Origin of the sequence: Burkholderia sp. MSMB1835, from assembly GCF_001526365.1 — a bacterium.
In the GTDB taxonomy this organism is placed as follows: domain Bacteria; phylum Pseudomonadota; class Gammaproteobacteria; order Burkholderiales; family Burkholderiaceae; genus Burkholderia.
In genome coordinates this window covers 1-13,843 of record NZ_LOYP01000003.1, presented here as the reverse complement: position 1 = coordinate 13,843, position 13,843 = coordinate 1, and the positions used below count along the sequence as shown (strand labels likewise).

At 68.1% G+C, this 13,843-nt stretch carries 10 protein-coding genes and 1 pseudogene; 4 read left to right on the top strand and 7 right to left on the bottom strand.

Annotated features, from left to right (window positions below; translation table 11 throughout):
* Nucleotides 1-5 precede the first annotated feature (5 nt).
* The gene (locus WS96_RS01320) at nucleotides 6-839 is read left to right on the top strand and encodes a response regulator transcription factor (RefSeq protein ID WP_034208986.1); all 834 of its coding nucleotides are present in this window, start codon (nucleotides 6-8) and stop codon (nucleotides 837-839) included.
* On the top strand, nucleotides 832-3,174 hold the full coding sequence (locus tag WS96_RS01315; protein ID WP_059830062.1) for a sensor histidine kinase: 2,343 nt from the start codon (nucleotides 832-834) through the stop codon (nucleotides 3,172-3,174). The genes WS96_RS01320 and WS96_RS01315 overlap by 8 nt, the downstream gene beginning before the upstream one ends.
* 57 nt (nucleotides 3,175-3,231) lie before the next feature.
* Here WS96_RS01315 and yjfF read toward each other — a convergent pair whose 3' ends face one another.
* Genes yjfF through WS96_RS01295 form a run of 4 tightly spaced genes read right to left on the bottom strand, consistent with a single transcriptional unit; the run spans nucleotide 3,232 to nucleotide 7,888 of the window.
* A complete protein-coding gene (gene yjfF / locus WS96_RS01310; protein ID WP_059830060.1) occupies nucleotides 3,232-4,314 on the bottom strand; it encodes a galactofuranose ABC transporter, permease protein YjfF in 1,083 nt (360 codons plus the stop codon).
* Complete coding sequence (locus WS96_RS01305) at nucleotides 4,311-5,354, bottom strand: ABC transporter permease (protein ID WP_059830058.1); 1,044 nt, start codon at nucleotides 5,352-5,354, stop codon at nucleotides 4,311-4,313. The genes yjfF and WS96_RS01305 overlap by 4 nt, the downstream gene beginning before the upstream one ends.
* Nucleotides 5,351-6,865 carry a sugar ABC transporter ATP-binding protein gene (locus tag WS96_RS01300; RefSeq protein WP_059830056.1) on the bottom strand — a complete coding sequence of 505 codons (1,515 nt, stop codon included), beginning with the start codon at nucleotides 6,863-6,865 and terminating at the stop codon, nucleotides 5,351-5,353. Before WS96_RS01300 ends, WS96_RS01305 begins: the two co-directional genes overlap by 4 nt.
* Nucleotides 6,866-6,925: 60 nt before the next feature.
* Nucleotides 6,926-7,888, bottom strand: coding sequence for an ABC transporter substrate-binding protein (locus tag WS96_RS01295; protein WP_059830054.1), 963 nt, complete (start codon nucleotides 7,886-7,888; stop codon nucleotides 6,926-6,928).
* A 375-nt stretch (nucleotides 7,889-8,263) separates the two neighbouring features.
* Here WS96_RS01295 and WS96_RS01290 point away from each other — a divergent pair, with 375 nt between their 5' ends.
* Both WS96_RS01290 and proP read left to right on the top strand, forming a co-directional pair.
* Nucleotides 8,264-9,292, top strand: coding sequence for a DNA topoisomerase IB (locus WS96_RS01290; RefSeq protein ID WP_059830051.1), 1,029 nt, complete (start codon nucleotides 8,264-8,266; stop codon nucleotides 9,290-9,292).
* Between the two features lie 286 nt (nucleotides 9,293-9,578).
* On the top strand, nucleotides 9,579-11,048 hold the full coding sequence (proP, locus tag WS96_RS01285) for a glycine betaine/L-proline transporter ProP (RefSeq protein WP_059830050.1): 1,470 nt from the start codon (nucleotides 9,579-9,581) through the stop codon (nucleotides 11,046-11,048).
* A 53-nt stretch (nucleotides 11,049-11,101) separates the two neighbouring features.
* On the opposite strand, the gene WS96_RS01280 is transcribed toward proP, so the two are convergent.
* The 3 genes and pseudogenes from WS96_RS01280 to WS96_RS01270 all read right to left on the bottom strand — a co-directional run.
* On the bottom strand, nucleotides 11,102-11,926 hold the full coding sequence (locus WS96_RS01280) for an alpha/beta fold hydrolase (RefSeq protein WP_059830048.1): 825 nt from the start codon (nucleotides 11,924-11,926) through the stop codon (nucleotides 11,102-11,104).
* Between the two features lie 150 nt (nucleotides 11,927-12,076).
* Nucleotides 12,077-13,069 carry a LysR substrate-binding domain-containing protein gene (locus tag WS96_RS01275; protein ID WP_059830046.1) on the bottom strand — a complete coding sequence of 331 codons (993 nt, stop codon included), beginning with the start codon at nucleotides 13,067-13,069 and terminating at the stop codon, nucleotides 12,077-12,079.
* A gap of 618 nt (nucleotides 13,070-13,687) precedes the next feature.
* A pseudogene (locus WS96_RS01270) lies at nucleotides 13,688-13,843 on the bottom strand (ferritin-like domain-containing protein); the annotation flags it as partial.

Genomic DNA, 13,843 nt, shown 5'->3' with positions numbered 1-13,843 from the left:
CAACCATGTCATCCCGCTTGTCCAGTTCGGCGTCGCCACGCACCACGCCGGATCTCGCCGGCGCCCATATCCTCATCGTCGACGACCGCCCGAACGACCTGCGGCTCCTGACCGAAATCCTGCGCACCGCGCAGTGCCGGATCAGCGTCGCGTTCGACGGGCTGCAGGCCTATCACCGTGCGCAGGCCATCGCGCCCGATCTGATCCTGATGGACGTCCGCATGCCGCGCATGGACGGTTTCGCCGCGAGCCGGCTGCTGGCGTCCACCCCGTCGACGCAATCCATTCCGGTGATCATCCTGACGGCCGCCGGCGATCTCGAGGACCGCATCGCGGGGCTCGAAACGGGGGCGATCGACTACATCGTCAAGCCGTTCGAACCGGCGGAAGTCATCGCACGAATCCGCAATCACCTGAAGCGCGTGCGACGCAGCCAGCCGTTCGCGCACCTGCCCGACTTGCCCGACAACCGCGACGCGGCGCTCGTGCGCGCGGCAAGCGACGTGTTGCTGCGCGACCTGCGCCATCCGCCGGCCCTCGAGGAGCTCGCGAAGCAGGTCGGCACGCACGAAAAACGGCTGTCGCGCGCGTTCCGCGACCATCTCGGCCAGACCGTATTCGAGTATCTGCGCGACACGCGGCTGCGCGCCGCGATGCATTTCCTGTCGGAAACGTCGATGGGGATCGGCGACATCGCCGAGGAAATCGGCTTTTCCACCCCCGGCAATTTCGCGACGGCGTTCCGCGAACGCTTCGGCGTCACGCCGTCCGACTGGCGGCGCCAGCGCCACGCGGTCGACGCGCCGGCCGCACCGGGGGGGCGCCACGGCGATGCATAGGCACTGCGCGGCATGGGCGGCGGCATGTCGCACGTTGCTTCTGCTTCTGGCGGCGCTGGCCGTCACGTGCGCGACGGTCCGTGCCGCAACGGCGCCGAATCCCGCGCAACTCGAAGCCGTATCGGTTTTCGAAGACGCCGGCACGACGCTGTCCGTCGACGCGGTCGCCGCCCGGCTCGCCGAGCCGTCGCGTCGTGCAGCCGCCACGGCCCGCACTGCATTCAACGTGACGTTTTCGCGCTCGGCCTGGTGGGTCCAGGCGACGCTGATCAACCGCGACGGCGACACGCGCCCGCTGGTGCTGGCGATTCGCGACGCGCGCGTCGACCGGGCCGACTTCTACGTCGACCGGCACGGTCAATGGACGCTCGAGCGCAGCTTCCCGACCGACCGCGGCGACGCGCGCGACGCGCCGTCGCGCTACCCGACCCTCGACGTCACGCTGCGCGCGGGCGAACAACTCCCGGTACTGATCCGCATCACGTCGCGCAAGGAGATGCGCCTTGCGCCGGTCGCGTTCACCCGCGACGCGTGGATCGCGCAGGAGTTGCACGCGTCGATGTGGAACTTCGGGTTCTTCGGCGGGCTGCTGGCACTCGTGTGGTGCGCGCTGCTGATCGGCTTTTTCTCGCGCAGCGGCGTGTTCCACGTGCTGGCCGCACTGGCCCTGAACACCGCGCTGTTCGAAGCGGCGTATCGCGGCTATCTCGCGATACTCCTGTCGTCCGGCGCGCGCGAGTGGTCGACGCGCGGCGAAACGATCTTCGCGTACCTGTCGGTCGCATGCTTCATCGTCTTCATCCTGATGGTCGCGCATCGCGAGAAGGCGAAGATGCCGATGCGCGCGGTGTACGTGGTGTTTCTCGCGCTCGAATGCGTGGGGATAGCCGGTGCGGCGTTCGGCGATCTCGCGACTTTCGCGTGGTTCTGCCTGTGGCTGAACACCGTGCTCGCGATGGTGAACATCAGCCTGGCGCTGATGCTCGTGATCCGGCGCACGCCGACGGCCCGCGTGATGCTGATCGCGGTCGCGTTCGCGACGTTCAACATGCTGATCCGCATGCTCGACGGCCGCGATGCATTGCCGCCCGTGCTGTCGTGGATCCGGTCCGACGTCTATCCGAACCCAGTCATCGCGATCATCGGGCTCGCGACGCATCTGCTGGTGCTGGCCGCGTGGATTCACCACGTGGGCCGTCAGCGCACCGAGGCACGCAAGCGGCTCGAACACTGGCAGCTCACCGAGCAGGATCGGCTGCGCGACGAGGTCGCGCGGCGCACGGTCGCGCTCAACGACGCGTTGCAGCAGTCGAAAACGCACATGCAGCAGAAGATCGAGACGCTCGGCTACGTCAGCCACGATCTGCGCGCGCCGCTGTCGACGATCAACGGCTATGCGAAGCTGCTGCTGCAAGGGGCGACGCGCAGCCAGGCGCGGCTGATCCGGTCGATCGACCGCAGCATCCGCTACCAGCTCGCGCTGATCGACGAATTGCTCGCGTTCACGAAGGCCGAACTCCAGCCGCTCGGCGTCGCGCCCGACCGCACCGACCTGCCCGGGCTGCTGGACGACATCGGCCACTACGCGCTCGCGCTGTGCGCGCAGCAGGACAACCGGTTCGTCTACCGGCCCGTCACGCCGCTGCCGCGCACGGTGCTGATCGACGGCATCCGGCTGCAACAGGTGCTGCTGAACCTGCTGTCCAACGCATCGAAATTCACGCGCGACGGCACGGTCACGCTGTCGGTTCACGCGTCGCGCGAAGGCGATGCATGGCGCCTGCTGTTCGAGGTCGCCGATACGGGCATCGGCATCGACATCACCGCGACCGCCGACATCTTCCGCGCGTACCAGCAGGTGCAGGCGGTCAACGGCGGCACCGGGCTCGGCCTGTTCATCGCGCAGCGCATCGTCGCCGCGATGGGCGGCGAGCTGGCCGTCGCAAGCCAGCCGGGGAGCGGCACGACGTTCTCGTTCGCGGTCGCCGCGCCAGCCCTCGGCCATGCGCTCGCGCCGGTGTCGGGGCTCGTCGGGCGGTTTCATCCCGCCGACGAAGCGGAACCGGCCGGCGCGGCGACCGCGATGCGCAGCCCGCCCGCCGATGCGCTCGCCGAGCTGATCGTGCTCGCCGGCGAAGGCCGGCTGACCGATATCGAGGAATGGCTCGGCCAGTATGCGGGCGAGCCGGACCATGCGTCGTTCGTGCAGGAAATGCGCGAGCACCTCGATGCGCTGGACCTGCACGCGATCGAGAAACTGGCCGACTCGCTGAAACGCACGCGCGTCGCCGATACGCCGTTCGACACCGAGGCGGACGCGGCCGGCCCGGCCTGACGGCGCCGCGCCGCGCGCATCGTTCCACCGCGGTTCGCCCGCGCGGCCGAACGGCCGCTATGACCGCCGCATCGTCGATACCAGCGCGATGTCCTCTTCGGGCGGCGCCGGCCGCGCGGGCGCATGCGTCGGCCGCTGCGCGCCGAGCCCCGTGCCGCCGGTGCGGCGCCGCGCCGCGTGCCGCTCGATGACCCGCTGCAGCACGCAGAACACGCACAGCAGCGCGCCGATCACGATCCGCGTCCACCACGAGCTCAGCGTGCCGTCGAACGTGATCAGCACCTGGATCGTGCCGAGGATGCCGACCCCGAACACCGAGCCGATCACATAGCCCACGCCGCCCGTCAGCAGCGTGCCGCCGATCACGGTCGCGGCGATCGCGTCGAGCTCCATTCCCTGCGCCTGCAGCCCGTAGCCCGACAGCACGTACAGCGTGAACACCACGCCGCCGAGCGCCGAACAGAAGCCGCTCAGCGCGTAGACGCCGATCTTCGTGCGCGCGACCGGCAAGCCCATCAGCAACGCCGAGCGTTCGTTGCCGCCGACCGCATAGACGTTGCGGCCGAAGCGCGTGAAATGCGCGACGTAGATCGCGACGGCCAGCGTCGCGAGCGCGATCAGCGCACCGGCGCTCAGCATGCCGCCGCCGACCGGCACGCTGATGCCCGCAATCGCATGGAACGCCGGCTCGTTGATCGTGATCGACTGCGTCGTGATCAGGAAGCACGCGCCGCGCGCGAGAAACATCCCGGCGAGCGTGACGATGAACGGCTGCAACCGGAAATAGTGGATCAGCGCGCCCATCGCCGCGCCGTACAGCGCGCCGAACGCGAGCGCGAGCGGCACGATCGCCCACACGGGCCAGTGCAGCCGTTCGGCGCCGACCGCGCAGAAGATCGTTGTCAGCGCAACGACCGAGCCGACCGACAGGTCGATGCCGCCCGACACGATCACGAACGTCATCCCGATCGCGACGATCAGCAGGAACGCATTGTCGACGAGCAGCCCGGTCAGCACCTGCATCGAGAAAAAGCCCGTGTACATCACGGACCCGAAGCCGAACAGCGCGACGAACAGCACGATCGTCACGACGATCGGCAGCGTGCGCGGATCGGCGAGCCGGCCAAGGAAACGGTTCATCGCGGCGTCGCTCCGGTGGTGGTGGCGCGCGATCGCGCGGAAGGCAGCAGCCGCGACGCATGCCGGACGAGCAGCGCACGCGCCGCGTCCGACTGGATCAGCGTCACGACGATCACGACGACCGCCTTGACGACGAGCGTCGCCTCCGGCGGCACGCCGATCGAATAGGTCGTGTAGGTGAGCGTCTGGATGATCAGCGCGCCGAGCACCGAGCCGGCGAGACTGAAGCGGCCGCCGAGCAGCGACGTGCCGCCGAGCGTGACCGCGAGAATCGCGTCGAGTTCGAGCAGCAGCCCCGCGTTGTTGCCGTCGGCGCTGCGCACGTTCGAGCTCGCGAGGATGCCCGCGAGCGCCGACATCACGCCCGAGCACAGATACACGCCGAACACGACCGCGCCCGAGCGCAGCCCGACGAGCCGCGTCGCGACCGGGTTCACGCCGATCGCGCGAATGAACAGCCCGAGCGCCGTGCGGTTCACCAGCAGCGCGGTCGCGCCGATCGTCGCGAGCGCGATCCATACCGCGCACGGCACGGTCGCGAGATAGCCGCCGCCGAGCGCGAGGTAGCCCGGTGCGCCGATCGGGATGATCTGGCCGCCCGTCAGCAGTTGCGCGACACCGCGCCCGGCCACCATCAGGATCAGCGTCGCGATGATCGGCTGCATCCCGACGAACGCGACGAGCAGCCCGTTCCACGCGCCGGCCAGCAGCCCGACGCCGAGCGCGGCGGCCAGCGCCGCGCCGACCCGCGACGGGTCCGCCTCGAGCACGGTCGCGGCCGCCGCGCCGGCGATCGCGACGATCGCGCCGACCGAGATGTCGATCCCGCGCGTCGCGATCACGAGCGTCATCCCGAGCGACACGATCACGAGCGGCGCCGCGCGATTGAGAATGTCGATCGGCGCGCCGAACAGGTGGCCGTCGAGCAGCGCGATCGACAGGAAGCCGGGACGATGCGCGACGTCCAGCGCGAACAGCAGCGCGAGCGTCAGCACCGGCCACGCGAGCGAATGACGAAACAGCGTGCGCAACCACGTCATGACTGGCCTCCCGCGATCAACCGGTAAACCTGCTCCTCGGACGCATCGGCGCCGGACAGCTCCGCGACCTTGCGCCGGTCGCGCAGCACCGCGATCCGGTGGCTCACGCGCACGACCTCGCCGATCTCCGACGAGATGAACAGGATCGCGAGCCCCTGCGCGCACAGCGCGAGCACGCGCTCCATGATGTCGAACTTCGCGGCGACGTCGATGCCGCGCGTCGGCTCGTCGAGAATCAGCAGCTTCGGGTCCGTCGCGAGCCAGCGCGCGAGCAGCACCTTCTGCTGGTTGCCGCCCGACAGCAGCCCGATCGGCTGCTCCGCGTCGCGCGCCTTGATGCCGAGCCGGGCGATATACGTGTCGGCGATCTCGCGCTGGCGCGCGCGCCCGATCAGCCGCCACCAGCCGCGCCGCGCCTGCAGCGCGAGGACGATGTTCTCGCGAATCGACAGCGCGGCAACGATGCCCTCCTTCTTGCGGTCTTCCGGGCAGTACGCGATGCCGTTGCGCACCGCATCGTGCGGCGACGCGAGCCGCTTGCGCGCGCCGTCGATCTCGATCGCGCCGGTATCCGGGCGCGCCGCGGCGAACGCCAGTTGCGCGGTTTCTGTGCGGCCCGAGCCGAGCAGGCCGGCCAGCCCGACGATCTCGCCGGGGCGCACGTCGAGATCGAGCGCGCTCATCATCCCGCGCCGGCCGACCTGCTGCATCGACAGGAACGGCTCGGCGGCCGCGGCGGTACGCTCGACCGCCGCGGCGCCGGCCTGCAGCGTGTCGGACATGCGCTCGCGGCCGGTCATCTTCGCGACCAGCGCGTCGACCGGCAGGTCGCGCGCGAGGTACTCGCCTTCGCGCTCGCCGTTGCGCATCACGGTGATCCGGTCGGACACCGCATAGGTCTGCTCGAGAAAATGCGTGACGAACAGGATCGCGATGCCCGACGCCTTCAGCCGGCGCAACACGTCGAACAGCCGCGCGACCTCGCCGTCGTCGAGGCTCGAGGTCGGCTCGTCGAGAATCAGCACGCGCGCGTCGACCGACACCGCACGCGCGATCGCGACCATCTGCTGCACCGCGATCGGATACGCGTCGAGCGAGCGCGTGACGTCGAGCGACAGGTCGAGTTCGGCGAGCGCCGCCCGCGCGCGCGCATGGATCGCGTTCCAGTCGATCGCGCCGCGCCGCATCGGCTGCCGGCCCGCGAAGATGTTCTCCGCGACCGACAGGTTCGCGCACAGGTTCACTTCCTGATACAGCGTCTGAATGCCGGCCGCCTCGGCCTCGCGCGGCGCGGCAAAGCGCACGGGCCGGCCGCCGACGCGTATCTCGCCCGCATCGTGCGCATGCACGCCGGTGAGCACGTTGATCAGCGTCGACTTGCCCGCGCCGTTCTGGCCCATCAGCGCGTGGATCTCGCCCGGAAACAGCCGGAAGTCCACGCGCTGCAGCGCGCTGACGCCCGGAAACGACTTGTCGATGCCGATCATCTCGACCACCGGCGCACTCTCCATGCATCCTCCGTCGAAGCGTCGCCGGGCGGCGGCCGTCAGGCCGCCGCCCGTGCGCACAGGTCAGTACTTGCGGGTCGGCAGCACCTGCGCCGCGACGTTCATCGGGAACACCGTCTCGTTGGTCACGATGCGCTTGGGCAGCGACTTGCCGGCGACGACGTCCTTCACCGCGCTCATCAGTTGCGGGCCGAGCAGCGGGCTGCATTCGACGTCGACGTTGATCTTGCCCGCGATCATCGCCTGGAAGCCGCCCTTGGTCGCGTCGAACGACACGACGCTGACGTCCTTGCCGGGCTTGATCCCGGCCTCTTCCATCGCCTGGATCGCGCCTAGCGCCATGTCGTCGTTGTGCGCGTAGACGACGTTGATCTGCTTGCCGTAGGTTTTCGCGAACGCTTCCATCACCTGCTTGCCGCCGGCGAGCGTGAAGTCGCCGCTCTGCGACGCGATCACCTTGAATTTCGGATTGTTCTTGATCACTTCGAGCAGGCCCGCGCGGCGGTCGTTGGCCGGCGCGGAGCCGACCGTGCCCTGCAGCTCGACGATGTTGATCGGGCCCGCGTCGTTCTTGTAACGCTCTTCCATCCAGTGGCCGGCGCGCCGCCCTTCCTCGAGGAAGTCGGAGCCGATCATCGTCACGTACAGCGACGGGTCCTTCACGTCGACCGCGCGGTCGGTCAGGATCACCGGGATATGCGCGGCCTTCGCTTCGGTCAGCACCGGCTCCCAGCCCGATTCGACGACCGGCGAGAACGCGATCACGTCGACCTTCTGCGCGATGAACGAGCGGATCGCGCGAATCTGGTTCTCCTGCTTCTGCTGCGCGTCGGAAAACTTCAGGTTGATGCCGGCGTCCTTCGCCGCGCCCTTCACCGATACGGTGTTCGCGGTGCGCCATGCGCTTTCGGCGCCGACCTGCGAGAACCCGAGCGTGATCGGCTTTTGCTGCGCGTGCGCGCCGGTGGCCAACACCGCCGTCGCCGCGACGATCGCGGTGGCCGCCAGCTTCCTGATGAATGTCATGGTCCGTCTCCGATGATGTCGTTGTGTGCCGCGGCGCTGTTGTGTTTCTGCGTGGCGCTGGCGCGGATCGGGCGGCGCCGGCCGGCGTGTCCGGTCGGCGCGGTATACAAGCCCCGCATCAGTCTAGGAACAAGTCCGATAACCTTCCAATGAAATATTGGATTGAGGCGATACCGGAATCGGCATACGTATAAACACCTAACCCCGGATCGGCCGCGCGCGTGCGGCGCACGGTTCTTGCTCCGTCGCGCTGGCGGTTCGCACCCCATGCCGGGCGCCCGCCCTTCACGCGAACCGAAAGGAGACGAGCATGATCGCCGCCCATGAGCGCAGGTCGCCGCGCACCGACGTGGCCGCCGGCCAGCGTCTCGCGACATGAAGCAGCCCGCTTCGGGCGCCGTCGCGGCGCTGCGCCATGTCGACGACCGCCGCCCGGGCTACACGCGCCGGCGGCTTCGCAACGGCTTCGCGTATTACCGGCCGGACGGTGTGCGGGTTCGCGATGCCGACGAAATCGCCCGCATCGACGCGCTCGCGATTCCGCCCGCGTACACCGATGTCTGGATTTGCATGGACCCGCTCGGCCATCTGCAGGCAACGGGCCGCGACGCGCGCGGCCGCAAGCAGTATCGCTATCACCCGCAGTGGCGCGCGACCCGCGACGCGAACAAGTACGCGAGGATGGCCGCGTTCGCGCGGGCGCTGCCGCGCATCCGCGCGCGCGTCGCGCGCGATCTCGCGTTGCCGGGCATGCCGCGCGACAAGGTCGTGGCGACGATCGTCCGCTTGCTCGACACGACGCTCGCGCGGATCGGCAACGCGGAATATGCGCGCGAAAACGGCTCGTACGGGCTGACGACGCTGCGCAAGCGCCATTTGAAGATCCAGCCCGGCCAAGTGCGGCTGCGCTTCGCCGGCAAGAGCGGGATCGAGCACGACGTGACGGTCGACGACGCGCGGGTCGCGCGCATCGTGCGGCGCTGCGCGGAGCTGCCCGGTCACGAGTTGTTCCAGTATGTGGACGACGACGGCGCACGCCATCCGGTCGGGTCGTCCGACGTGAACGACTATCTGCGCGAGGCCGGCGGCGCCGATTTCACCGCGAAGGATTACCGGACCTGGGCCGGCAGCGTGCACGCGCTCGCATTGCTGCGGCGCGTGGAGCACCGCGGCGTCACGCATGCCCGCAAGCAGATCGTCGAGACCGTGCGCGCGGTGGCCGACCTGCTGCGCAACACGCCGGCCGTGTGCCGGCGCTGCTACATCCACCCGGCCGTGCTCGATGCGTTCGAGGCGGGCACGCTCGCCGCGCTCGCGGTCCGGCGAACGCCGCGCGGCCTGCGGGCGGACGAAGCGGCGTTCGCCGCATTGCTCGTATCCGCGCGCCGGCGAATGGCGAAATGAATGGCGAGACGACCGCCCCCGCCGCGCCTGCGACCGATGGGGCGCCCTCGGCGCCGTGCCTCCGGCGTGTCGTTTACCACCGGTTTCCGGGCGCATGACCGATAGCCGCTCGCGCCCGTTTCTCTAAACTGGTTCGCACAACACACCTGCCCGGTGTCGTCCGCTGCGCGCGTCACGCCACCGGCATCGAGGCATCCCCGAGACATCCGCCTTCGCCGTCCGTCGGTCCGCACGACCCCGCCGCATTCCCGCCGACCGGTTGCCAAGGCAATTCCAGGAGAGTTCATTGAGCCCGTCGCAAGCGCACCCCGCGAAAGCCAGGCCTTCGCGCAAGTCCGTCAAGCTGGACGACATCACGATCGTCGACCCTGCCGTCCTCAAGCGCGCGGTCGGCGCGATGGCGTTCGGCAATGCGATGGAATGGTTCGACTTCGGCGTCTACAGCTATATCGCCGTCACGCTCGGCAAGGTGTTCTTCCCGTCCAGCAGCCCGTCCGCGCAGTTGCTCGCCACCCTCGGCACGTTCGCGGCCGCGTTCCTCGTGCGCCCGCTCGGCGGCATGGTGTTCGGCCCGCTCGGCGACCGCATCGGCCGCCAGCGCGTGCTCGCCGCCACGATGATCATGATGGCCGTCGGCACCTTCGCGATCGGCCTGATCCCCAGCTACGCGTCCATCGGCATCATGGCGCCCGTGCTGCTGCTCGTCGCCCGCCTCGTGCAGGGCTTCTCGACCGGCGGCGAATACGGCGGCGCCGCCACCTTCATCGCCGAGTTCTCGACCGACAAGCGCCGCGGCTTCATGGGCAGCTTCCTCGAATTCGGCACGCTGATCGGCTATACGCTCGGCGCGGCCACAGTCGCGCTGTTGACGGCCACGCTGTCGCAGGACGCGCTGCTGTCGTGGGGCTGGCGCGTGCCGTTCCTGATCGCCGGCCCGCTCGGCCTCGTGGGCCTCTACGTGCGGCTCAGGCTCGAGGAAACCCCGGCATTCAGGAAGGAGGCCGAAGCACGCAAAGCGGACGAACGCGCGCGGCCGAAGCAGCGCTTCGCGACGCTGCTCGTCGAACAGTGGAGGCCGCTGCTGCAATGCGTCGGCCTCGTGCTGATCTTCAACGTGACCGACTACATGGCGCTGTCGTACCTGCCGAGCTACCTGTCGGCGACGCTGCACGTTCGCGAATCGCACGGGCTCTTCATGGTGCTGCTCGTGATGGTGCTGATGATGCCGATGACGCTGTACGCGGGGCACCTGTCGGACAAGGTCGGCCGCAAGCCGGTGATGATGGCCGGCTGCGTGGGCCTGCTCGCGCTATCGGTGCCGGCGCTGATGCTGATCCGCACCGGCGGCATGCTGCCGATCTTCGGCGGGATGCTGATCTACGGCATCCTGCTGTCGACGTTCACGGGCGTGATGCCGTCGGCGCTGCCTGCCCTCTTTCCGACGCGCATCCGCTACGGCGCGCTCGCGATCGGCTTCAACGTGTCGGTGTCGCTGTTCGGCGGCACGACGCCGCTCGTCGCCGCATGGCTGGTCGATCGCACCGGCGACCTGATGATGCCCGCGTACTACCTGATGGGCGCGTCGTTCATCGGCATCGTGTCGGTGCTCGCGCTGCGCGAGACCGCGCGCCGGCCGCTGCCCGGCTCCGGGCCGTGCGTGGCGAGCCGCGCGGAAGCGCTGAGCCTCGTGCGCGGCGGTGCCGACGAAGCGCGGGTGCGCGACCGGAAGTTCACGCCGGTCGGCGAGCGCGCATGACGCGAGTCGATGCGGCGCCGCGCGGCCTGCGCGCGTCGCCGTTCGCGTGACCGTCAGTTCGACGGCAGTTGCTGCGCGTCGAACCAGTCGAGCAGCGTGCGCGTGACGAACGCGGGATTCTCCAGGTTCGAGATATGGCCGGCGTCGGGCACCAGCGCATGCGCGCAGCCGATCACGCTCGCCATCTTCACGGTTTCCGACGGCGGGCGAGCCATGTCGCCCGCGCCGCACATCAGCAGCGTGCGTGCGGCATCGAGTTCGGCGAGCGCCGGCAGCGTGTCGGGCCGGCCGAAGATCAGCCGGCCAAGCGGCGCGATCGATTGCCGCAGCCGGTCGGCGGGCAGGTTCGCGAGCGCATGGCGAAACGCCGTCGGCACCGGGCCGTCGAGATCGACGTCCGGGCGGAAGAACAGCGGCACGATCGCGTCGAGCAGCGGCGGCGCGATGCGGCCCGCGGCCTCGATCGCATCGAGCATCCCGAAATAGCGCGTGCGCGTCGCATCGGGCTCGGCCTCGAGCGACGCGTCCATGATCACGAGCGAGCGCACGCGCCGCGGCTCGCGCAACGCGAGCCGTGCGCCCCACATGCCGCCGACGCTGAGCCCGACGATCGCGCACTGTTCGATGTCCAGCGCGTCGAGCAGCGCACTCGCGTGCGCGGCGAGATCGTCGAGCGTGTGCGTGCCGTCCGGCAGCGCGCCCGATTCGCCGTGCCCCCACAGGTCCGGCACGATCACGCGATACTTGCGCGACAGCGCGTCGATCTGCGGCGCCCACATCGTCGCGTCCCACAGATAGCTGTGCCCGAGCAGCACCGGAAAACCGGCGCCGTGATCGTGGTAATGCAGGGTACTGCGCTGGATGCTGTGTGCGGGCATGCTGTCTCCGGAATGTCAGGACCCGGCGGTGGCCCGGAAACGGGCGCCGCCGGCGGCGGCGTTCTGCGACGAACGCGAAGCGGCGCATCATCGCACAGGTGCAGGTACCGCGCATGACGGCGCGCACGGCGCTGCCGCGCGCCGCGTTCGTCATCCGACGCGATACATCGGCACCACGTTGCTGCCGGCGGTGTCCTGGTCCGTCGCGAGCGGATGACACGCTTGTTCGAGCAACCAGTTGGTCAGCACCGCGATGTCGAATTCGTTGCACGCATCGGGGTTCTGCACGAGCACGTAGCTGCCCGATGCAACGGTGCAGTGCGGGAACAGCTCGACGAGCCGCCCCTGCTTCAACAGCCCGTCGACCAGCGGCCGCCTTCCAATCGCGATGCCGTGCCCGTCGACCGCGGCCTGGACCAGTTGGTCGTACTGACTGAAGTGCAGCGCGCCGGCCGGCCGCAGCCGCGGCACGCCGAGCTCCTTCAGCAAATGGCTCCATCCGTGCCACGGCCATTCGCCGCGCGGGTCGTCGAGATGCAGCAGCACGTGCTTGTCGAGGTCGGCCGGCTTCATCGACGCGGCGTCGCCCGCCGCCGTCATCAGGCTCGGGCTGCACACCGCCACGACACGCTCGCGAAACAGCACCTCCGTATCGTCGGTCGACGTATACGGGCCCGCATAGCGCACCGCCAGGTGCAAACGTTTGCGTTTAAGATCTTCAATTTCGCTCGTTGCCGACACGCGCACGTCGATGTCCGGATAGCTGGCGCGGAACGAACCGAGGCGCGGGATCAGCCACAGCGCGGCGAACGAGACGGTGGTCGACAACGAGATGGCGCGCTGGCCGACACTCGACGACAGCTTGCCGACCACCGACTCCAGGTCGGACAACGCGAACGAGATCGCGTCGTACAGCTCGCGCCCCTTGTCGGTCAGCGTCAGCGAACGAATGTGCCGATGGAAAAGCTCGATCCGGAGCTGCTCTTCGAGCGCCTTGACCTGCCGACTCACGGCCGATTGCGTGACGTTCAGTTCCTGCCCCGCACGCGTGAAGCTCAAATGGCGCGCCGCGCATTCGAAGCCTCTCAGGAAATCCAGCGAAGGCAGACTTCTCAATCGCTTTGCCAATCTCACATTAGCCATACCGCCGCCTCAAAGTTGCACCCATCGACAGGCAAGTTGCCGTTCGTCTCCCTGACTCGTCTCTCCTATTTGGATTCGGAAACGATTTTATATTGAAGCATGGATGCATATCATTCTTATTTTCAATCGTGACACTTGTATTTATCTATCGATTTTCATCGCACCAGTACGCTTACACGAACATTATCCGGTTGTGATTTTGTAAATTAATATGCGAACGAATCGAGGGCTCGACAGGTTCGATAAATTCCCGTAGAAACAACCGGTTTCCGGCCAAATCCGACGTTATCGCAGCGCTTTATCTGCATGGACGGAGGCGAAACCCGATGCCTACAATTCAATTTCAATTTACCGACTTTTCCATTTTATTTTCCGGATTGCGAAAAACAAACTGTCTGCAACAGACACGGAAAATCCCGTTAAATCCGGAATTCGGTGTTTATTAAAAAATACTAAACGCATGAAATTCAAGCTTTCCATACGGTTTCATAAACCGATGAAGCGATTATTTCCGGAAATGAATAATTCGCCGGCCGGCAGCGCCGGTCGGCGTACGGCGCATTCGCCGGTCGGCCGGCATCCGGCCGGCACCGCGCGACAGCCGGATGTATCGATCCGCTACGGGCCGTCCGCCGCGCCATTGACCCGCGCCGTCACTTCGCGACGGTAGCGGTTCAGCTCCTGCGCGGTCGCGAACGTGCGCTCGAACAGGATCGACAGGTTGTGCAGGATCCGCTCGACGACCTTCTTCTCCCACTCGCCGTCGAAACGGAT